Annotated in this window: 16 protein-coding genes; 7 read left to right on the forward strand and 9 right to left on the reverse strand. The window is 54.6% G+C overall.

Annotated elements, in window-relative coordinates; translation table 11 throughout:
- The 4 genes from JIN85_RS14840 to JIN85_RS14855 form a co-directional block, all read right to left on the reverse strand.
- Positions 1-1370, reverse strand: a 1370-nt coding sequence (locus JIN85_RS14840; RefSeq protein WP_200272113.1) for a hypothetical protein, incomplete at its 3' end; no start/stop codon positions are given.
- A gap of 9 nt (positions 1371-1379) precedes the next feature.
- Positions 1380-2330 (reverse strand): phosphotransferase, encoded by a 951-nt coding sequence (locus JIN85_RS14845; protein ID WP_200272115.1) that lies wholly within the window; start codon positions 2328-2330, stop codon positions 1380-1382.
- A 119-nt stretch (positions 2331-2449) separates the two neighbouring features.
- On the reverse strand, positions 2450-3646 hold the full coding sequence (locus JIN85_RS14850) for a hypothetical protein (protein WP_200272117.1): 1197 nt from the start codon (positions 3644-3646) through the stop codon (positions 2450-2452).
- Positions 3647-3734: 88 nt separating this feature from the next.
- Complete coding sequence (locus JIN85_RS14855) at positions 3735-8474, reverse strand: C39 family peptidase (protein ID WP_200272119.1); 4740 nt, start codon at positions 8472-8474, stop codon at positions 3735-3737.
- Positions 8475-8982: 508 nt separating this feature from the next.
- Here JIN85_RS14855 and JIN85_RS14860 point away from each other — a divergent pair.
- The 3 genes from JIN85_RS14860 to JIN85_RS14870 all read left to right on the forward strand — a co-directional run bounded on the left by JIN85_RS14860 (position 8983) and on the right by JIN85_RS14870 (position 11634).
- Positions 8983-9441 (forward strand): hypothetical protein, encoded by a 459-nt coding sequence (locus JIN85_RS14860; RefSeq protein WP_200272121.1) that lies wholly within the window; start codon positions 8983-8985, stop codon positions 9439-9441.
- A 165-nt stretch (positions 9442-9606) separates the two neighbouring features.
- Positions 9607-10143, forward strand: coding sequence for an STAS domain-containing protein (locus JIN85_RS14865; RefSeq protein ID WP_325109518.1), 537 nt, complete (start codon positions 9607-9609; stop codon positions 10141-10143).
- 36 nt (positions 10144-10179) lie between these two features.
- On the forward strand, positions 10180-11634 hold the full coding sequence (locus JIN85_RS14870; protein ID WP_200272125.1) for a GAF domain-containing SpoIIE family protein phosphatase: 1455 nt from the start codon (positions 10180-10182) through the stop codon (positions 11632-11634).
- Positions 11635-11819: 185 nt separating this feature from the next.
- Here the strand turns inward: JIN85_RS14870 and rpsI are convergent, their stop codons facing one another.
- Both rpsI and rplM read right to left on the reverse strand, forming a co-directional pair.
- Entirely contained in the window at positions 11820-12215 is a 396-nt protein-coding gene (gene rpsI / locus JIN85_RS14875) for a 30S ribosomal protein S9 (protein WP_200272127.1), read from the reverse strand.
- Between the two features lie 17 nt (positions 12216-12232).
- Entirely contained in the window at positions 12233-12664 is a 432-nt protein-coding gene (gene rplM, locus JIN85_RS14880) for a 50S ribosomal protein L13 (protein ID WP_200272129.1), read from the reverse strand.
- Positions 12665-13049: 385 nt separating this feature from the next.
- Between rplM and JIN85_RS14885 the strand changes: the two genes are divergently transcribed.
- Positions 13050-14420 carry an L-serine ammonia-lyase gene (locus JIN85_RS14885; RefSeq protein WP_200272131.1) on the forward strand — a complete coding sequence of 457 codons (1371 nt, stop codon included), beginning with the start codon at positions 13050-13052 and terminating at the stop codon, positions 14418-14420.
- Position 14421: 1 nt separating this feature from the next.
- Here the strand turns inward: JIN85_RS14885 and JIN85_RS14890 are convergent, their stop codons facing one another.
- Positions 14422-15162, reverse strand: coding sequence for an N-acetylmuramoyl-L-alanine amidase (locus tag JIN85_RS14890; RefSeq protein WP_200272133.1), 741 nt, complete (start codon positions 15160-15162; stop codon positions 14422-14424).
- Between the two features lie 238 nt (positions 15163-15400).
- On the opposite strand from JIN85_RS14890, the gene nusA reads away from it, so the two are divergent.
- The 3 genes from nusA to rbfA all read left to right on the forward strand — a co-directional run bounded on the left by nusA (position 15401) and on the right by rbfA (position 19318).
- Positions 15401-16678: a transcription termination factor NusA gene (gene nusA, locus JIN85_RS14895; protein ID WP_200272135.1), complete on the forward strand. Its 1278-nt coding sequence runs from the start codon at positions 15401-15403 to the stop codon at positions 16676-16678.
- Between the two features lie 69 nt (positions 16679-16747).
- Positions 16748-18886, forward strand: a complete 2139-nt coding sequence (infB, locus tag JIN85_RS14900) for a translation initiation factor IF-2 (RefSeq protein WP_200272137.1) — start codon at positions 16748-16750, stop codon at positions 18884-18886.
- A 66-nt stretch (positions 18887-18952) separates the two neighbouring features.
- Positions 18953-19318, forward strand: coding sequence for a 30S ribosome-binding factor RbfA (gene rbfA, locus JIN85_RS14905; protein ID WP_200272139.1), 366 nt, complete (start codon positions 18953-18955; stop codon positions 19316-19318).
- 126 nt (positions 19319-19444) lie between these two features.
- Here the strand turns inward: rbfA and dnaN are convergent, their stop codons facing one another.
- Together dnaN and dnaA are read right to left on the reverse strand one after the other, a co-directional pair.
- On the reverse strand, positions 19445-20542 hold the full coding sequence (dnaN, locus tag JIN85_RS14910) for a DNA polymerase III subunit beta (protein WP_200272141.1): 1098 nt from the start codon (positions 20540-20542) through the stop codon (positions 19445-19447).
- 106 nt (positions 20543-20648) lie between these two features.
- On the reverse strand, positions 20649-22076 hold the full coding sequence (dnaA, locus tag JIN85_RS14915; protein WP_200272143.1) for a chromosomal replication initiator protein DnaA: 1428 nt from the start codon (positions 22074-22076) through the stop codon (positions 20649-20651).
- Positions 22077-22483: the final 407 nt, after the last annotated feature.

Raw genomic sequence — 22483 nt, forward strand, 5'->3', positions numbered from 1 at the left:
TTTGGTTCCGGCTTTGGTTCCGGCTTTGGTTCCGGCTTTGGTTCCGGCTTTGGTTCCGGCTTTGGTTCCGGCTTTGGTTCCGGCTTTGGTTCCGGTGATGGGACCACACTTTCAAGTGGTTCGTTTCTTCCCACAAACAAATTGAAATACACCGCTACCGTGAGAATTGCCGCAAGCAATGCGGGACCAGGCAACCAGTATCCGGCGGACCCGCAACCCAGCAATTGCGCCCCCAAAACCACCACGGCTAACAACCCTAACAGGATTTCTGCCGTCAGACGCTTCTGCGTCGCAATCAAGCCTAACAGCCCGACGAATCCACCGATGATTACCAGTTCCACATGCCCCGCTAAACGCCGAAAGGGTTTTTCTGCGGTTAGATTCCGGTCCGAAGCAATGGCTGCAATCAAGCTCGGGAGTTGCTGTGAAAAAGCATGCGTCGCTTGGCTTGCCAAACTTTGATCGTCGCGGATCACCAAGGGTCTCGCTGCTGACAAAGACTCCGGATTCAGAATCAAGTCCTCAGCATGAGTGATCGCCGCAGGCTTCACCTGAGGAATCGAGGTCGCCGGACAGCCAAATGAATCGATCAAGACCACTGGACCTTTTGGCCCGAGCTGGATGGCCGATCCAGGCCGGACTTCGACCTGATCCATTGGAATGCCGAGTTCCCGGATCACGGCTAAAAGCGGGAACGAGAACACGAGTCGATCTTCCCATCGGGCCACCAAAGCATTCGAATTGCTACCGGTCTCAAGCGTGCTGAATCCCGCATACGCGTTGTCCCCACCCAGGATGATCCCGGGTAAGGGAATCTGATTTACCGATGGCAACATGGAGGCGTCGCCAGCCACCGATGACGCAGGAATCGACGCCCGACGAAATGCCGGCGGCAGGCCAGCCGGGACTGCTCCTCTGGTGAGAGGCGCGGCGGTGGTGATCGACGCAAAGCGATTCATCGCCGTCTCCAACGCCGCCAGTGGAACACTTCCCGGACTTTCCCAGTCCATAACCATCGCCATGGCAGGATCGGTCAAGCCGAGTTGATTCAGGTTGTTCAGGACAATCGCGACATCAACCGGTGATGGCGGCGAACTTTCGAAAATCCGATTGGGATCGTCCCCGAACGACACCACTGAAGGCGCGAATTCCGGAGCCGCCTCCACCTCGGGAGAGATCGCGCGCAAAGTCCACGGCTCGTTCTTGGTCCCTTTGCCACCGACGTAGAATGGCGGATTCGCAAAACTGCGAACAGCGGTTTCCACCATCAGCCGTTCCACCTTGGTCGCCGGCAAAAATTGCCACACGGAAATGGAAGCTGCCGCAGAAAGCACGGCCACACTCAAAAAGCGGTAGAGCGGACGAGCCACGGTGAAGGATCAGGTAATGGCAGATAAAATCGGAGCAAGCGGACCTTCCAGATCCGTTCCAGCGGTGACTTCGCCCAGCAATTTTCCGGCTGTCGGGATATGCTGGCGATACCAATCATCGCCACGGGTGGTCAGAATTTTGCCGTAGGCACCGAGCGCCTGCATCAAGCGCTGCGCCGCGCACTGGTGAAACAAGGTGGTCTCCGGGCGTTCATCCGCGATGTCTTCCCACAGCTCTAACAATGCTTCACGCTCTTCCGAGCTGTGGTTCATGTATGGATCGAAAATCAAGGATGCGAGATCGTACTCCTGCCGACCGCGTCGCAGCCCTTGGAAATCGATCAAGTAAGTCTGCCCGTCTTTGATCAGCAGGTTTTGCGACTGAAAATCCCGATGAACCAGGTGACGTGCGACCGTGCCTAATTTCTCGGAAAGAGAAATGAACGCCTCATTAGCAAGAAGGGGCGCCGGGTCCTTGCCCAGAAATTCCTCCACCAAATATTCGAAGAAATAAGTCTGCTCCCAGCGATAGAGGCTGGCATCGAAAGGCGGCATCAACTCCAGCTCCTTCGGCGACCTTGCGTAAAACAATTTGTCGATCTGCTCCAGCGCGGACCGATAATAGGGCAAGCGTTCTTCAAACGGACGGTCCTTCAACGAATGCAGATCGACATCGCCCAGATCCTCGACCAATGCGACACGCCGTTTGGAATTATCGTGAATGATTTCCGGCACACGGATGCGGGCTTTCTTCAAAAACAACGCAACGGGCACAAAATGGTCGTTATCCGGCCTCTCGTCAGTCCAATGAAGACCGATAAATGGTTCATGGACGGGCGATTTGACACGGACGATGGTCCGGCCGGATGCGCCGCGTCGAATCGGCTCCAGAGTAACGGGGACGGTCGGGTCCACCCCCAGAAACTGGCGGGCAGTGGATAAGATCGCATCAGTTGGCATGGGCGGGAGAAGCTAGCTTGAAAAAACCCCGTTCTGCCAAGGCAATTCCCGAATTTGAAACGGCCCAATGCGAAATCCACCGCCGGACTCGCGTTTTCCCCAGCTCAAAACCGCAGAAATCATTCCTTCCACCACAGCCCCTCGATGATTTCGAGGAATTTTTGATGCACGGAAACATCCCCCGTCACCATGAACGACGGGCCGCCCGGGGTATAAAAGATTTTCCAATTCCCCGCTGGGATCCCTGCATCGAGAAAAAGCTGCTTGGTCTGGCGCGGCTCCTTACCCGGATACTTTTGATTCAGGATACGCATCGCGCTGGGATGCACGGTGTAGGACCGGGTAAGATTTCCTTTTTCCGGAAGCGGGCTGATGGGGTCGATCGCCGATGGTTCGGTTTGCCCGCCCGTGACTTTGAGAAAAAGCACCATGGATTCGCCGTCCTCCAGATCCCTGGTCGAGATCAAGCTCCACGCGCCTTTCGGGATGGTTTTCCCGGCCTCTAAGGATGGCGTGGAACTGCCGTGATGAATCTGGATTTGCCCTCCACAATCCACCAACTTGCGGTTTTGCGATTCCAGGCAACGAAGTTGGACATCGAGTGAATTCTCTCCGGTTTTTGCAATGCCATACAAGCCACTGCTGCCGCCCCAAATCCGGAAGACTTCCGCATCATCATTGAGAGCGATTTTATCACAGATCACCGCGAGCTCTTCGGGAGATTTGTTTAGCAGTGATGCCGAGTCCTTGGTTTTGGATGAAAAAACGATGCCCTCTACCCGCAATTCCGGGTTCTGGGCCGCGTCCGCCGACTTCTCATCTCCTCTGCCGAGCCAAAGCAATCGCTGCGAATTCCAGGAAAATTCCGCGAGGACACACCACTGTTCGGATAGCGATGAGCGCGTGGCGTTTGCATCGAACTCCGTCGATTCATTTCCTTTGGCGGCGGCCAATTTCAGCTGAGCGCGATATCCGGTCGAGTCACCGGATTTCAGGCGTTGCCCCTGGAGATTCACCTCCCAGCTATTTCCAGCCTGCCCACCGGACGAGGATTTGGCAGTATAAACCAGTTGCGATCCAGGCACCCAATCCGATTTCTGAATGCGAAATAGCTCCTGAATATCCCCCGTGCCGGTCAACCGATCGTAAGTGGTTTCGAAACTATCCATCGAGATCTTTGCCTCATCCAGATTCGACTTAATCGCCTTCGCGATGGCGGGTTTACAGACCAAAACCCGAAATTCCACCGCATCAGCCCCCATCGAGCGACCGAGGAATAAAAGCAACCAAACGCAAAGGTGGAGACTCTTCAACATCAAGCCCATGAACCAAATCCAATCAACGGGTTCAAGCCTGGAAGCGCCTGATCGCCATTTGCTCCCACATGTAAAGGTTTAGGACTGGTCAATGATGGCCATACATTGCCGAACAAGCACGGAGTACAACAATCAGTAAAATGATTACATACCTTGGCTGGATTTCAGAAACCGGTTTCCACCAGCTCGTTTTCGATGGGCTCTGAAGAGCCCAAAGTCGACGTAATGTAGAGACTTTACCTTTGGTCGATGGGACGAGACTTGCCATCGCGGTCTCTGCAGCTGATCGAATCTCGCCGCTACAGACGTCCGAATACTTATGAAACACGGAGATAAAGTTGCGAAAATACTCGCGCGCTTCGATTTGTTTGTCATTTGCCCCAGCTAATAAGGCTTTTGCAGCTTCACCAGTGAGTCGGTAGAAGTCAGAGAGGTTTGTAAAATCGCAACAATCCAATTGCTTCTGTGCACTTTCCGTTTCACCCCGCCAAGCTAACAAGAATGCGCTCAAGGCACGGTGCGCATTGGAATTTGGTCCTCTCGGGAATAATGTTAGAGATTCTTCCGTGAGTGATTCGGCGACGCGGAAATTCGTTTCCCGGTCTTTTTTCAGACCGATTTGTAATACCGCCAAATGAAGCAACGTCGCATCGTTAACATCCTGCGACCTATCCCGCCAATCAGCCAGCCATTGCAGGCCGAAATCCGAATCCCCCAAAGTCACAGCACGTTCTCCGATTGCGTTCCACAGCATGGCGTTTTCCCTGAGTTCTGGATAACGTTTCACAGCCCATCGCCTCAATTTTCTGACTGCATTTCGCTGCTCCATTGATCGAATCATGACACGCCATGCGGTAATGCGCGCTGGGCTGTTTGATGGTTCTTTGCGGATTAATTTAAGCCCGGTAGCGATCATTTTCTCTCCCGCCAACATTTTCAGATAGGAAGCCAGAGCTCCGGGTGCAACCAAGGGTCCTGCCTTCACTTTCGACTTCAGCCATCTTTTCCAAGCAAGCCCTGAACGATTGTCGTTGAAGAGAGTGAATGCCCAATTCATCACTTCTAGATCCGCACCTGGATCGGAAGTAAGTGTTTCTGCCTGTCGCAAAGCAGCTTTTCTATCCTTACGTTTCAGCTCCAATTCAATTGCATCACAGATCACGTAGGGAGACGGTGAGTAATGCTGTAAATGCTTGAGTGTTGCCGCTGCTGCTTCGAGTTCCCCGTCCCTCATCTGCAGATCCATTAGCTGCCGCGTGGCAAAGGTATATTCAGGGTTCAATGCATTCGCTCTAGCAAAAGCGTTTTTGGCACCTTCGCAATTTCCCAACTCTCTTTCTGCGAACCCTAGCAGTCCTAAAACCCTGGCATTCGCCGCATCTGCCCGCTGCCACCTTCTACAGATGGCTGCAACCTCCGCCCACTCTCTGCGTCCTTCATGCCATGAAGCCAGTTCCCCGAATCCCCAGGCATACTCGGGCTCTTGATCTAACAGATCCTTCATTTCTGCCAATCCTTCGACGGCCTGGCCCGAATGCATGAGAATCCATGCACGACGCCCTCTAAGATTAACAGGCGGCTTCACTTCATTACCAACTGACTCACATGCGGCAAGTGCTTCAGGGTATTTCGACTCCTCAAAAAAATGCAGCGCCAAAGAGTCCCGAAGCGTAGGATCAGCGGGACTGAGCTTCAGACCGCTGTAAATCGCTGCCACCATCCTGTCTGTCTCCTCCAGATCCTGCCATGCCGCAGCTGCCGACCTCCACCAGCGGGTCAAATGGCCATACTTTTGCGAGGCCGCATCGAGCGCCTCCACCATGACTTGTTTTTTGCCGTCAACAACTGCCCATTTGCAAGCCGTTGACCATGCCCACGTGTAATTTGGTATGTAGCGAACGGCTTCAAGCAAACACTTCAAAGCCTGCTCATGATCCCCTTTCCTTCTGTGAACATCCGCCAAATACCCATATGTGGATGCTCCTTGCGGGTTCAAGCGACAGGTCTCCGATAGGACTGCAATCGCCTGCTCCAACATACCAGATTTTTCCAAAACCTCAGCATATGAAGTCGCAGCCGTTCCCCATCCAGGTGAAAGCTCGAAAGCCTTCGCTGCAGCTCGGAGCTCACTCTCTCTACTGCCCGCAAGCCGCTGAACACGGGCTAGCTCAGTCCAGGCTCTCGGCATCAACGGAAAGCGTTCCACGAATGCATCTGCCTGCTGCAACGCAACATCATCAGCCTGCATCGTGACCGCCTGTTCAATGATCGCAACAAAAGTTTGCCAAAGATCCGGCCGCTCTTCACCAAATGCCTTTAGTTGAGCCAGCAATGTCGCTGCATCAAGAACAGGACATGCAATTTCTTGATAAGTTAGAACGATCTCACCGGTCGAAACTTGTTGATGCATCTCCGCTTCCAAAAACTCGATGAGTTCCAATTCTTGCGATTTATCTGATGCTAATTGAGACCAATAGTGAGCGGCTTGGATGTAATCGATTTCGAGATGCAATGCTTCACGATAATGATGAATTGCATCGCGAATTCGTCCGGTTTTTTCCAAAACTTTTCCCAAAGTCCCATGTGAAGCTGGCTCCCAGGGCGCCAACTCCAATGCTTCACGTGCATCATGTTCTGCGCCTACCAAATCGTTTACGTTGACCCGACGGAATGCACGTTCCCGGAGTGCCCAACGATCTTTGGGATCCATTTCAATAATGCGTCCCAGGACTTCCAAAGGGCCCTCTTTTGTATCCACCAGCCATTCGGCCTGGAGATGCAATAACGGTAACCAATCTGGATTCCGGTTCGTTGCTTCTTTCAGCAACGCGATAGCAGCCTCTTCATCATATTCATCTGCCGTGGCTCCCGCCAACCCGCGCCAGGCATCAATGGATAGAGGTTGAAGACGAACCAGCTCCTCCCAAGATTTCAAGGCTTTGGCCCGTTCACCTTGGATCGCGGCTACCTTTGCGGTCTCAGTCAACCAAACTCGGTCAGGCACTTTGGATCTCGCCTGCTCCATGAACTCCAAACCTTGGATACGACTCTCTCCACCCCACCGGCACATCATCTTACCAGAGTGCAGCAGTAAATTGCCGTCATCCGGCATTAGAGCCATGGCCCTTTTCAGAACCGTAGCCGCCTGCTCAGGATGATGAAGATCATCCAATGCTTCAGCCCAAGTCAGCCACGGATTGCTTGATTTAGTGGCCACCTGATTCGCTCTCTGCTCCAAAAAAATCAATCCTTCATCGGTGCGATTCACCGCCCTGCAAACATCGAAATACCCACGGGCATATGGTTCAAAATCCGGAGAAAATCCAGATGCGACCCGTCGTAACATGGCCTCCTCTTTCAACAGCCGCAGCTTTGACATGCAGCGCGCCAAGCTATCATAACACCTAGATTCACGTCTGCGTCTTCGCAGTGCTTTTTTCAAATGGTATTGTGCCTGTTCAAGTTGCCGTGCGTCTTCCAGTAACAATTCACCAAGTTCTGACTCAAATACAGGATCAGAATTTTTCTCTGCAGTGATGGATTCCAAATAGGCGATGAGTTCGTTCCTCCTCCCCAAACGGTTCAATGCATTACACCTGCGCAACTGATTACGCCCCATCTTTGGAGCTATTTCTAACAAGAAATTAGCTTCATCAAGCTGACCTTGCGGATCTCCATCCCACACGGCTTTTCGATAAGCTGCCTCATGGATCAATGGACTATCCGGGGCAACCGTGCGCAATCTGCACAACCCGTCTTCTACTGCCATTCGGTCATGCCCATCCAAGGCAACTAACAATTGATGAAATTCATTATAAGCCGCTTCATCTGGAAAATGAATGCCATCCAATCGTTGAGACTCCTCCCTTGGCACCAAAACCATTCCTCTTGGGCCTGCAATAGGATGCTCCTCAATTAGGCTCTCCAATATCATTTCTCCGAAATGACGCACCGTTGGGTCGCGCAATAGAATCACTCCCAAACGATCATCGTAGCCAATGCACGCCTGTAAGTGTCCACTAGTGATGTATTCCGTGGTGAGCGTAAACGGGAGCCCACGGTCGATCAATGCAACCACCACCTCGTGGGTGATCCGAAATTCTCGGGTTACAAATCCATGCTCCTCAGCCCAGCGACGCTCTTTGTGCCAAGGCGTACCCTCGTGACATATCGCCTCTGCAATTTCCAGATGATCATGATTCTTTCCCCAAAAGCAGGAAATTGCCGCGAGTGTCGCGGGTGCACATGTCGAATTATGCTGTCGAACAAACGGAACCTGCAATCGAACACGGCTCTTCGTTCGCGCATTTGGGCTGCGTAAATTTTGAGCGACTCTTTTGTGAAATCCATCATCCTTCCGATCACACCATTCAAGACAGCTATCAATATCACCAGCCATATAGGCAAAATCCGCTCTGCGTCCTACAATCCATTGCTGGTAAGACTTCTCCATCATCGGCATCCGCTGCTCGATCAGATCAAGGCACTTTAAAGCAGACACATGATCTTCCTTTTCACTGTATAGCCCTTGAAGCCTTACCGAGAAAAAGGCGTGTTGCGTTTCTGCCACAACCTTTTCCAGAACCTGAATCGCTTCCTCGTCACAGCCTAAATGGACAAGAATATCGACATATTTCAATACAGCCGCTCGATAATTGGGCCTCAGATTGAATGCCGTTCTCCCCGCCTCGAGCGCGTCCTCATATCGATCCGCCAGTTCCAAGATACTTGCATGCTGGACATGAATCCATGAATCTTCTGGCTGCATTTCGAGCGCACTCTCGATCCGGTGAAATGCTTGAGGAAAATCTCGGAGCTCTGCATACATGGAAGCCTGAATCGCCAATAAATCACTTCGATCCTGCACGTCGATTGGTCGATTCCGTTGAAGGAAATTCTCAATTTCAGAAACCAGCTTCCAGTCCGGTGTGAAACTAAGACGGCTAAACAGCGCATCGAAGTATCGCCTTGGATCCTTGCGCTCGGCTCTCCAATTGAGCCAGCTAAGAGCATTACCCAATCTGGGAGCTCCAAGGCTGGATACCAGCTTTGAGGCTGCAGCCATCGGTTTGCCTTTTGGCCATTTCGTGATGGGTAGGCCGGTGGTTTTTGCGATTTCCCACGCGTCTAGCGTTCTCCCATCCATCAACAAATCAAGAATTTCTTCAATCGGCAGCTTGCCCTCTGACATGACCCTAAGAAATGGGGTGTGTGACCGTTTTACCAGTTCGATCGTCCACCAAAGTTTAAATATTCCCGCGCAGGGGTCATCGCAGCTGAAGACTTCGAAACGATCGCGTTCGATGGTTCTTGAACGCTGTCGCGACGCTGATTGAATGTCTGCCGTGAAACAGTGGATTTTAGGATTCGGGGCCGTCGTGATGGTCGGTTGTGCCGGGCAGCCAGAAGCCTTGAAAGTGAAGCAGTTTTACCTGCGAGACGAAAAATATGACAGCGGCGTCGATCCGATGGTGCGTGCGGAGAAACAGCGTTTACTCTACGGTGCCGTGAGCATGGAAGAACGGCGCGACCGACTTGGCCAATACTACACCGCGCTCTGGAATGATGCGGGTAGCGGACCGGTCGATGTGATCTTCGAATTCCAGCAGGGCGTCACTGCGAGCAAGATCAAGCGCCGCACGAAGTCATTTCCCGCAGATAGCACCAGCGGCAAGGCGGTTTTCTCAGTCATTGGCGACGATTATTTCAAGAGCGGCAAAGTCCTTTCCTGGAAGATCAGCCTGAAGCGCAATGGCAAAACCATCGCCACCCAACAATCCTTCCTCTGGAAATAGCGATTGGCTGAAAATTCGCCCAAAACATCGAATCTAACACTGAATCACCGTTTCCGCCAATCCTTGCGCATTACGCGATATTTCAGTGGATGGATGATTGACCGGAGGCACCAGTGATTTTATAGTGAAGACTGTTGATCGCTGACGGCCTCCCCATTTTTCCTTGTGACTACGGACTACCCAATCTCAGTCGGAATCTTTGAAGGTTTCAGTTGGATTCGATGTAAAGGAAAGGGATCTTTCCTTGCGAGTCCGGCCATGAAATCCTTCGGGGATGAAAGAATCGCCGCTGGTGAATCTTGCCTTGTCGTTGACCTCAGCGATTGCACGGGCATGGATTCCACCTTTATGGGCACCCTTGCCGGTATGGCGGCCCGCCTCTCCGTCGTGGATGGCGGAACCCTGCAAATCGCAGAACCTGGTGAGCGGAACCGACGATCACTCGAAGATCTCGGCCTGGATTTTCTGCTAGAAATCGATCCACCCAAGGCTGCCTGGCGTGGGCAAATCGAAGCAGTTCGCTCTTCACTGGTTCCGCCTGAGCTGAAAAAAGAAGAGAAACAGCGCGAAGTCGCTGCCCGCCATGTGCTCGAGGCCCACAAAAATCTTTCCCAGGCCAACGAGAAGAACGCGAAGAAGTTTTCCCAAGTCGTCGGCTTGCTCGAAGCCGAAGTGGACAAAGAGTCCAAAAAGAATGGTTGATCCCCTGATTCGGGCGTCACGGAAATCCTCGGTAAGATGCCTCATCCATCGACCTTCGCACTAATTGCCATCGTCATCATTGCCGTTGGCTTGGTTGTGGCATTGCAAAACCACCGGCGGCGCTCCAAACGCCTGCGAGCCCGATTCCAAGATTTGGAAGGTGAGGAAAAACGGATGTTCACGTTCCTGAACGTCCTCGGAGGCTCGATCGAACGCGATCCCTCACCTGCAGTTCTTTCCAGAACCATCGTCGATGGAGCCATCGATGTGGTCGCCGCCAGAGGTGGCGGTATCTACTTTCTATCCGATGACGGATTGTTCCTGAACCCGTCCTATTTATCGGAAGATTGCCCACCGCTGATGGGAATGCCTGAGGCAGTCCGGGAAAAGGCCGGCACCGATCACCGCGCGCTCACCAGCCACCTTCGTCTCACACGTGTCGCGATCGATGATGGAGTGCTTGGCCACTGCCTGGCCGTCGGCGAAGCGATTCACATTCGCGACCTCAAAAGTCATTCCTCATTCAAAAATTCCGCAGCCCCTCCGACTGACCACGTCTCTGCACTGATCGCACCCTTACGCCACGCCGACAAGGACATGGGGGTGCTGGTTGTCGCGCGGCGGGTGGAAGATGGCGATTTTTCCAACAACGATTTCCTGGTGTTCCGATCGCTGGCCGAACAATCGTCGTTTGCCATCGGCAATGCCAAGGTCCATCGTGAGGCCCATGAAAAACGGACCATGGAGAAGGAACTTCGCAATGCCCGCGAAGTGCAGCGGATTCTCCTGCCGCAGGTCGATCCGGTCGTCGATGGCTTCCGGATCAGCGGCACCAATTTGCCGGCCCGGATCATCAGCGGTGATTATTACGACTACATCGAAGTCGCGGAACGCAGTTTCGGCATCGTCATCGCCGATGTGTCAGGCAAGGGCGTCCCCGCCGGTCTGATGATGGCCATGTGCCGCAGCGCACTGCGGTCCGTCGCCCCAGGCGAAATGTCTCCGTCCAAAGCTCTGGCTCTGGTGAATCGCCAACTTTTTCCAGACATTCGCGAGGACATGTTCATCAGCATTGCCTACGGCATTCTCGATGTCGACACCGGCAAGCTTCTCCTATCCCGCGCCGGCCACGACCCAGCACTTTGCTATCGGAAAGCCACGGGCAAGGTCGAAACCCTCCGCTCGCCCGGTCTGGCGGTTGGCGTTGATGGCGGCCAGGTCTTCGAACGGGTGACACGAGACTTCGAGGTCCAACTGGAGCCGGGCGATTGCGTTCTCTTCTACACCGATGGAGTGAAGGAAGCGGTGGATGCGAACGATGAAGAATTTGGCGTCGAACGCATGTCAAACGCCTTCCGTAACGCCGCACCTCTGGGGGCGGAGCAGGTTCTGAAACACGTTCAGGAAGAACTCGGAAAATTCACCGGTGATGGTCCACAAATGGACGATATCACACTCGTTGCGATGGAGCGACTTGCTCCCCAGGCTTGAGTTACAGGGCCACTCCATTCCACCAAAGGCTGGATCGAGGGCAGCTAGTGGAACAAGGAATCGTTACGCATACGGCTGCGAATAAGGATCCATCCCTCTCCTCCGGCAGTCCGCACCCACAGGATACAAAAAAGCCGCACCCAGCATGGATGCGGCTTCTTTGAGGAACAGAACAGTTTCTGAGCTTAGCGCTTGGAGAACTGGAAGCGCTTGCGAGCACCTGGTTGACCTGGCTTTTTCCGTTCCTTCATCCGAGGGTCACGGGTGAGGAAGCCAAGTGGCTTGATGAGCTTGCGGTTTTCCGGGTCCATCGCAGTCAGGGAGCGGGAAATCGCATGGCGAATCGCTACTGCTTGGCCGTGAACGCCACCGCCTTTGACGGAAACGACAACATCGAACTTGTTCATCGCAGAGATGTGCTGGAATGGAGCAAGCACAGCGTTCTGGAGTTCGACGGTAGGAAGGTAATCTTCGAAGTGGCGATCGTTGATCACGATCTCGCCGGTGCCTTCGGTGAGGCGAACGTGGGCAACCGCAGTTTTGCGGCGGCCGGTGGCACTATGAGTGGTGGTGGCGGACATGGGAGATGAGTTGGGAATTAGCGGACTTCGTAAACAGCCGGCGCTTGTGCTTCGTGCGGATGAGTTTCGCCCGCATAAACGTTGAGTTTGCGGTATTGCTCACGTCCAAGACGGGTCTTAGGAAGCATCCCCCAAACTGCACGCTCAACCAGCAGGATTGGCCGACGGTCACGCACCTTGGCAGGAGTTTCCACTTTTTGACCACCCACGTAACCGGAGAAACGGGTGTAGATCTTGGAAGTTTCCTTGGTTCCCGACAGCACGACTTTATCAGCATTGATGACGATAACAAAGTCACCAGTATCAACGTGAGTGGTGAAGGTCGGCTTATGCTTGCCGCGAAGCAGACGTGCTGCCTCCACGGCGACCTGGCCGAGGACCTTGCCCTTGGCGTCGATCACATACCATTTGCGCTCGACTTCGTGCGGCTTGGCGGAAAACGTATTCATGTGCGTGTACTTGGAAAATCCTTCCGCGCGTTGGCGAAGGGGCGGGCAAACTAGTGACCAGCCCCCAAGGTGTCAACCGGGAAATAATTCGAATTCTCCCGGTTTTCTTATTTTTCTCCGCGAGAAGGAACGATGAGTGAAACTTGCAGCACCTCACGGGCCAATTCCTGAACGGTTCCATTTCACGCCAGTATCATCCATTCCACGCCGCGATTTATTTCCATGAAGCTGTCACTCAGTCGCTTCCAGCGTTGAGAGCCCAATTACGAGCAGTCTCAGCGGAGGCGATCGCGCCGGAACCCCCGAAAATAAAGGCGATTTTCCCTGTTAAAATCTCATCGGGTACTTGCCACACCGGCCCGCAGGCACCAAGCATCCGCCAAGTATGACGTTATCGGCCCTCGATCTTTTCACCATTGGCATCGGCCCCTCCTCCTCCCACACCGTCGGCCCCATGCGCGCGGCAAGCCGGTTCATGCGAGAACTGATGGAGAACGGACTTTCTGCAAGCGTCACCCGAGTCCGCTGCGATCTCTACGGTTCGCTGGCCGCCACCGGCAAAGGCCACGGCACGGACTCCGCCGTCTTGCTCGGCTTTCTTGGCGAAGAGCCTGAAACGATCGATATCGAGTCGATCCCTGAAAAACTGGCCACCATTCGCTCCGGCAAGCTCGCCACGCCATGGGGCACTACGATTTCCTTCAACGAGCGATCCGATCTGGACTTCAAGCGCCTCAAACCGCTCCCACTCCACCCGAACGGCATGCATTTCACCGCGCTTTCAGCCGATGGCGCGATCCTGGCCGACTCGGTGATCTACTCGCTCGGCGGTGGTTTCATTTCGACAGAGGAGGAAATGAAAAATCCCGTCGTGAATGAAATCACCGTGCGCTACCCGTTCCGCAATGCAGCCGAACTGATGGAGCACAGCGAGCAAGCCGGACTTTCGATCGCCGAGCTGCTATTAGATAATGAAGCCGCATTTCGCCCGGAAGAAGAAACTCGCGCCCGCCTGGACGATATTTGGCAGGCCATGCAAAATTGCGTGACCCGTGGCTGTTCACTGGAAGGCATCCTCCCCGGTGGCCTCCACGTGAAGCGCCGCGCGAAGGCGATTCATGAAAACCTGCGCAATAAATCCGAAGCCGCGCTTTCCGATCCACTGACCATTCTCGACTGGGTGAATCTCTACGCCCTGGCCGTGAATGAAGAAAACGCCGCAGGCGGACGCGTGGTCACTGCACCAACCAATGGTGCGGCTGGCATTATCCCGGCAGTTTTGCACTACGCGGTCCGCTTCCGCCATTCACCTTATAAAGACGGCGTGCACCGTTTCCTTCTCACCGCTGCCGCCATCGGCATGCTCTATAAAAGGAATGCGTCGATTTCAGGCGCCGAAGCCGGCTGCCAGGGCGAAGTCGGAGTTGCCTGCTCGATGGCAGCCGCTGGCTTGGCCGAATATTGCGGCGGAACTCCGAAACAAGTGGAAAACGCGGCAGAAATCGGCATGGAACACAACCTCGGCCTCACCTGCGATCCGATCGGCGGCCTGGTTCAAATTCCCTGCATCGAGCGCAATGCCATGGGCTCGATCAAAGCGATCAATGCTTCGCGACTCGCCCTTTCGGGCGACGGCACCCATTTTGTCTCCCTGGATAAGGTCATCCGCACCATGCGCGATACCGGCCGCGACATGAAATCCAAATACAAAGAGACTTCACGCGGCGGCCTCGCGGTCAACGTCGTCGAATGCTGAATCACTCGCGCGCGTCGGTCGGGCGACTCGGCGGCGCATTGATTGGACGCGGCAGTGGACCGGTTCCGCTGTCGCCGATTTTCGACTGCATCCGGATCGCCCCCGCGATCGCCTTGGCCATTTTCTGCCGGTAGGCTGCTGACGAAACCAAACGACTCTCCTGCGAATTGCTCAGGTATCCCACTTCGGCCAGGATACACGGAATTTCCGGATTGCGCGTCAAACGCAGCCGTCGCCGCACCATCCCGCGATTTCCGGACTCCACTGGCGAAACCGACTCCATCGCCTGCTGCACCCGCACGGCCAAACCATGGCTATCGACGCGCCAGAAATACGTTTCTGGCCCACGGGTCGCCGCCCCTGAGCTATTATAGTGGATGGATACCAGAATCGCATCGCCATAGCGGTTGGCCCGGGCCACCCGATCATCCAAGTCGACAAAGGTATCGTCGTCACGCATCAGGATGACTTTGAAATCCGAGCCAAGCTCGGCACGAACTCGCTTCACCGTATCCAAAGTCAGATCCTTTTCCCGCTGACGGGTGTAAGGACTGACTGCCCCGCTGTCTTTCCCGCCGTGTCCCGCATCCAGAATCACGGTGCGGAATCCCTTCGGCCCCGGACGGTGACCCCAGTAGTCGCGACCCGATGCCGTCGTCAAAGGCGGCGCAATCGAGCTCGAACAAGATGGGAGCCACATCACCAGCGAAAGGAAAGCCACCGACTTCACAATAAATTGCATGGCCGGACTATGTGCCGTCCCAGGGCGAACGCCAGAGCGAAGCCGAAACAAACTCACAAACTCCGCATGCATTTCGGCAAACCGGATCATTCCGGACGCGGAGTTTCGGCTTGCAAGCGAAAACTGCATGGTTTATAAGTCCGTCGAACAGCTTCTGACGAAAGAAAGGAGTGGGTCTTGCACCCACTCTTTTGCGTCTCCAGACCCCACCAGCGTCGATCGCAGACAAACGCCAGCCATGACCAACGACATCGTCGCCCTCATTGATTATTACGAAAAGGAAAAAGGCATCGACCGCGCCAAGGTCGTTGCCGCGCTTGAGTTTGCCTTCATTTCCGCTTACCGGAAAATGGTTCCGGGTGCTGATGCCATCGAAACGCTGCGTGCCGACGTCAACACCAAGAAGGGTGAAACCCGCATTTTCGCGCTGCTGAATGTCGTCGAGGACGGTGAAGTCACCGACAAGTTCAACCACGTTCCCCTTTCCATCGCCCGCAAGAAGGACCCTGCCGCTGAAGCTGGTGACACTCAGGAATTCAACGTCACCCCCAAAGATTTCGGCCGCATCGCCGTGCAAACTGCCAAGCAGACGATGATGCAGCGCCTCCGCCAAGCGGAGAAGGAAATGATTTACGAAGAGTTCAAGGATCGCGCCGGCGACATCGTTTCCGGCACGGTTCGCCGATTTGAGCGCAATGACGTGATGGTCGACCTCGGTAAATTCGAGGGCATCATGCCAAACCGTGAGCGCGTGCAAGGAGAGGACTACAACATCGGCGACCGCATCCGCGCCTACGTGCTGGCAGTTGAAAACGAAGGCCGTGGTCCGGAAATCATCCTTTCCCGCAGCCACCCGAACTTCGTCCGCCGCTTGTTCGAAGCTGAAGTGAACGAAATTTCCGACCGGACGGTCGAAATTCGCGGCATCGCCCGTGAAGCCGGCTTCCGCACCAAAGTTGCCGTATGGAGCAACGACCCGAAGGTTGACCCGGTCGGCGCTTGCGTCGGCATGCGCGGCGCACGGGTGAAAAACATCGTCCGTGAACTCAACAACGAGAAGGTCGACATCATCCGCTGGAGCGATGATCCGGAAGAATTCGTCCGCGAGGCCCTGAAGCCCGCCGAACTCCGCTCGATCTCGGTCGATGAAAAAGCCAAGGTCGTCCATGTCACCGTCGACGAGGCTGATTTGAGCAAAGCGATCGGCCGCAAAGGCCAGAATGCCCGGCTTTCCTCCCGCCTGATGGGCTGGGACGTCCAGGTCCGCAAGGACGAGTCGAAGGAAGAACAGTTCAAAGAAAAGATCGGCGGTGCCGCTCATACTTTGGGCGAACAACTCGGAATCACTGACGAGCTTGCCGAAAAGCTCACGCTTGCCGGCGGGTTCAACTCCGAATTGATCGTGGACATGCCAGCGGACTACATCGCCGCCGCCCTCGAAATCACCGAGGCGGAAGCAGATGCGATCCTCGTGCGCGCACGTGCGATCGTCGGCGGTGGCGAGCCCGTCCAATAAAGATCCCATTTCCCGACAAGCCTAATTCAGTTACCTAGTATTATTACCAGAACCACGCAGAACAGCCGGATGCCTCAAAATAGCGATAGCGCCCCTGAAAAACGCAAGGTCCTCGATCTACTCGACGGATCCAAGAAACCTTCGCGCCGCGAACGTCAGCGCCTGGAAGCCCAAGCCGCTCCTCCAGCCAGCAAGATCGACGCTGCTAAGGCGAATGCGCTCGATCTTTTCGCAGAAGAGAAAAAACCGAAAGTTCGTAAAACCGCCCGTTCCGGTAAAAACGTTCTCCCGTCCATTTCGAAACTGCTCGAGCCAGAACCAGAACCGGTTCAAGAAAAAGCTCCAGAACCTGCACCTGCCGAGCCCGTTGCAGCTCCAGCCGAAGTAACTGCTGATTCATCATCAGAGGAATATGCTTCCGACGATCCAAAACTGATCGTCATCAAACCGCCGATCCTCGTTCCTGAACTGGCTGCCCGCCTGGGCTTGAAGCCGTTCAACGTGATGGCGGACCTGATCAAGCTCGGCGTCTTCCCTGCCCCGAACCAGCCATTGGAACCGGAAATCGCGGCCAAAGTTTGCGAAATCCATGGATTCTCCTTCGAGCGTGAGAAACGCGATAAGGACAAAGGCTTCCACAAGGTTGAGGAAGTCATCAAGGAACCGGAAGCTCCTGCTGAGGAACCTGAAGAGCTTCTCAAGACCCGCCCACCGATCATCACGATCATGGGTCACGTCGACCACGGCAAAACCTCACTTCTCGATTACCTGCGCAAAACCCGCATCACGGCGGGCGAAGCAGGCGGCATTACTCAGCACATCGGTGCTTATCAGGTAAAGCATCAGGACCAACTTCTGACTTTCCTCGACACCCCCGGCCACGCGATTTTCTCCGACATGCGTGCCCGTGGCGCGGACATCACGGACATCGTGGTGATCGTGGTCGCAGCCAACGACGGCATTATGCCGCAGACCAAGGAAGCGATCCAGCACGCGAAGAAGGCGAACAAGACCATCATCGTCGCGATCAACAAGATCGACCTTTCCTCCGCCAACGTCGAACGGGTGAAAACCCAGCTGGCAGAAAACGGACTTCAGACCACCGATTACGGTGGAGATACGGAGTTCGCTGAAGTTTCAGCTCTCACCGGTAAAGGCATGGATGACCTGCTCGATCTGATGATCCTTCAGGCGGAAGTGCTCGAACTGAAAGCCAATCCGAAGGCAACCGCCCGGGCATCGGTCATCGAAGCCCGCGTTGTTCCAGGTCGCGGCACCACCGCAACGGTCATCGTTGAGTCCGGGACGCTCAAGGTTGGAACTCCTTTCATTTGCGGTCCATACGCCGGCAAAATTCGCTCGATGATCAATGATCGCGGCGAAACGATCAAAACCGCGCCTCCGGGATCGCCGGTTGAAGTGATCGGCTTTGAAGAACTCCCACACGTCGGTGATCACCTCACCGAGATGAAGAATGAGCGCGAGGCCAAGTCATTGGCTTCAGAGCGCCAGGAAGAGCAACGCCTCAAGCGTCTGCGCCCGCAACACCGCAACCGGATGGAAGACCTCTACTCGATGGTCAACGAAGGTGGCGGCAAGGCCCAGCTCAAGATCATCCTCAAGTGCGACGTTCAGGGTTCGGTCGAAGCGATCAAGAAAGCGATTCTCGCGATCGAGTCGAACAAAGTGGAATCCACCTTCATCACCGCTGCTGCAGGGCCGGTGACTGAATCCGACATTGCATTCGCAGCATCCACCGGTGCCGTCGTCATGGGCTTCAATGTCAAGGTTGAAGCCAAGGCGGTGAAAGCGGCCAAGGCCGCCAGCGTCGAGGTCAAACTCTACTCGGTGGTTTACGAGCTGATCGATCAGGTTCGCGAAGCGATGCTCGGTTTGCTGGAGCCTCTCACCCGCGAAACCGTCATTGGTCACGCGGAAGTTCGCCAGGTGTTCAAGCTTTCCCGCGGACGTGCCGCTGGCTCGTTTGTTACCGATGGCCGCATTCACCGCAAGGCACATGCCCGCGTCATCCGCGGCGGCATTCCGGTATTCGATGGCAAAATGTCGACCCTTCGCCGCTTCCAGGACGAAGTGGAGGAAGTCCGGCAAAACTACGAATGCGGTATCCGCCTCGGCGAATTCAACGAATATCAGGAAGGTGATGTCATCGAGTGCTACAAGCTCGAGAAAGTCCCACAATCCCTCTAAACTTCAGCGTTTTCAGCGTCCGGCTTCCAGAAACTCCTGGGAGCCGGACGCGAGTTTCCCATCCCCATGTCACGCCGACTTGATAAAGTAAATGAGCTCCTGCGCCGCGAAATCGGTTCGGTGTTGCAAAAGGATTACGAGTGGAATGGAAAACTCGTAACCGTAAGCGATGTGGAAATCACCCAGGACCTCAAAGAGGGGAAAGTCTGGATCAGCGTCCTTGGCGGTGATTCCAGCCCGGTGATCGAAAAACTGAACAAGGATCACGGCTCGATTCAGAGCAAGGTGATGAAGCGCGTGGTTCTGAAATCGACTCCGATTCTTACGTTCCGCCACGATGCATCAGCCATCCGCGGTGTCGATATCGTGAATCTGTTGCAGGAAGTCGAAAAGCTTCCAAAAGCTCCAGAAGTTGACGATTCGCAGGACTGAGCCTGCCTCCATCGACAGCTCCCTACGGACACGACGCCATCATGGCGTTTTAGCGATTTAACAAAAAAAGCACAGGCATCACCGCCTGTGCTTTTTTGATGAAATCTGTTCGATGCGGCTCGTGAATCAGCTCGTCACGCGCATTGGCATCAACACGTAGAGGAAGCTACCGTCGATACGAAGCACGCCCGGGCTCATTTCGTCGATCAGATCGAGATACACATCCTCGGTGTCGAGGTTGCGAAGCGGCGCCTGGAGGAATTCCGGGTTGAACGCGATCTGCATCGGCGGGCCTTGATAGATGACATCCATCGACTCCTGAGCTTCACCGACATCCGGTGAATTGGCGGTCACCTCGATGTGGTTCTCACTGAACACCAACTTCACGGAGTTCGACTTATCGGAAGAAAGGAGCGAAACACGGCGCACGGTTTCGAGAAGTGCGTCGCGCGCGATCACCACTCGTTCGTTGCTGTCGCCAGGGATCACTTGGCGGTAGTTCGGGTAGTTGCCTTCGATCAACTTGCTGGCCAGCAGGTTATCACCGACGGTGAATGAAACTTGGTTATCGCTGAGCTTCACCTCGACATCGCCCGATTCGCCGAGCAGACGCTGCAGTTCCTGAACCGCCTTGGTAGGAATGATCACGTCCGTTTCGTGAGAAGCCGGGAATTCCAGATCCATGTCCACCATCGCAAGACGGCGTCCATCGGTAGCAACCAAGGTGAGCTTGCCTTCGCGGAAGGAAGCGAAAATGCCGTTCAGGACATAGCGGGTTTCATCGCTCGAAATCGCATATGAGGTCTTTTTCAGACCGTCGCGAAGCGCTTGCTGAGGAATTTTGAACTCCTTGGCGCCTTCAAAGTCCGGCAATGGAGGGAATTCACTCTCGCTGAGGCCGATAATTTTGAAGAAAGACGGGCCGCTGCGGATGGATGCATGGTTTTTTGCATCGATCGAGACCTCGACTTCGCTGGAAGGAAGCTCGCGCACGATGTTCACCAGCTTTTTCGCTGGGAGTGTCGTCGCCCCATCTTTCTCAATTTGTGCCTCCACCGAGCCGGTAATCCCCACATCGAGGTCCGTGGTCGTGAATTGCAGACGACCATCCTTGGCCACCAGCAACACGTTGGAAAGAATGGGCAGTGTCGTGCGAGAACTGACCACGTGCTGAACCTTTTGCAGGCCATCGAGAAATGCTTCCTTGGAAATACGGAACTTCATGAGAGAGAACGACGGTATCGACTTGGCCGGTAGTTTCCGCTTTCACTCATCATTAGCAAGACTTCAATGAAGAAACCCATCTCGTAAGGGCACAGCCCCGCTTTCCTCAGCGCCGGAGATGCGATTCGATCCGTGCGATGGTCTCTTTCAAACCTGCTTCATGGTCGATCATCTCGTGCACTTTTTTGCAGGCATGAATGACCGTGCCGTGATCCCGACCGCCGAATGCCTCACCGATTTCGACAAGAGAACCCTTGGTGAGCGCACGGCTCAGATACATCGCGATCTGGCGCGGGAAAGCGATGCTCGCCGGGCGACGGCGGCTGGTCATGTCCGCAAGGCGAACATCGAAATGCTCTGCCACGGCTTTCTGGATCGAGTCGATCGTCACCTGGCGGCTCGCTTCTTCGTGGATCAAATCGCGCAGCAAATGCTCGACCTTATCGACCGTGACGCGCTCACCCGCCAAGGAAGCATAGGTCGCGACGCGCATCAGGGCACCTTCCAAGCGGCGAACGTTGGTGCGGATTTTCTCAGCGAGAAACTCAAGCACCACCTCGTCAACGCGCACTTTCCAATCGGCGGTCTTTTTTTTCAGAATCGCCATCCGTGTCTCGATCTGCGGCGGCTGCATTTCCACCGTCAGACCGCATTCGAATCGCGAAACCAACCGCGGTTCCATGTTCTTGATTTCACAAGCCGGACGATCGCAGGTGATGACAACCTGATTCCGACCGTCCAACAGGGTGTTGAAGGTGTGGAAAAATTCCTCCTGCGAACGCTCTTTGCCGACGAGGAACTGCACGTCGTCAATCAGGAGAACATCCGAACTGCGATAGCGGCGGCGGAATTTTTCGATATCGCCCCGCCGAACGGCATCGATGAACTCGTTGGTGAATTTCTCGCAGGTGAGATAGATCACCCGGGATGACGGATTGCGGCGGAGAATTTCTTGGCCGATCGCTTGCATCAGGTGGGTTTTGCCAAGGCCGGGGCCACCGTGGATGAACAACGGGTTGTAGCTGATGCCGGATTTCTTCGCCACCGCCTCGCAAGCAGCATGGGCGAACTGGCTGTTTGCACCAACCACGAAACTTTCAAAGCTGAATCCTGGATTCAAGCCAGCAAGCTTGATCCGTTTGTCCAATGCCTCCCCTTCCAGCGCGGCCGCCTTGCGACTTTGCTTGGCTGCATTTGCTTGCGCGCCGTTTCCTCCTGTCGGCGATTTTCCTTCACTATCGACCAACACAACAACCTCGCGAATGTCTTCAAACGCGGCACCGACAGCCAGGGTCAACTCAGGCAGGTAGTTGGTCTCGATCCAAACCTGATGGATTTCACCAGGGACACTGATGGATGCGACACCATCCTCGCAGGCGATCCATTTCGCGGCACCAAACCAACGCTGGAACGCATCGTTACCGACCGACTTTCGGAGTCCATCACACACCATCGTCCAGCCGCGCTTACCGGCTGCTTTGCCGTTTGGGTTCGCTTTTTTTTCTGCTCTGGCTGTCTGGTCCGCTGGCTCCATCGTGTGTGTTTTCGTGTAAGGGTTGGCTGGTTGGGGATCGCATTCCACACCGGAGAAGTTGGAGGAGTCGGAGCGGAAGCGGGGGACATCATGAACGCCTCCGCGACTGGGTGGGAGAAAGTTTTTATTCCCCCCACCACCCCCTCACTTCCTCGCCGTATTCCACAAGGGTTCCACGACAAAATTTTTTTAGAACTTGATCAAAAAAATGGTTCAGCTTTCCAAAATATTCACAGCTCCAGAACCATTTGTTAGAAATCTAATGAATTGATTATCAATGAATTGAAAAGTGTCGGTATCGTCACAATCTAGGAAAACCCCCTATCCGAATGTTTTTAAAAAGAGGCAACACCTTGAATTTCAAAGAGGCCATTCCCCACCCATCGGAGGGGTAGGTTCACATGACC

Source organism: Luteolibacter pohnpeiensis, assembly GCF_016595435.1.
Classification (GTDB): Bacteria; Verrucomicrobiota; Verrucomicrobiia; order Verrucomicrobiales; family Akkermansiaceae; genus Luteolibacter; species Luteolibacter pohnpeiensis.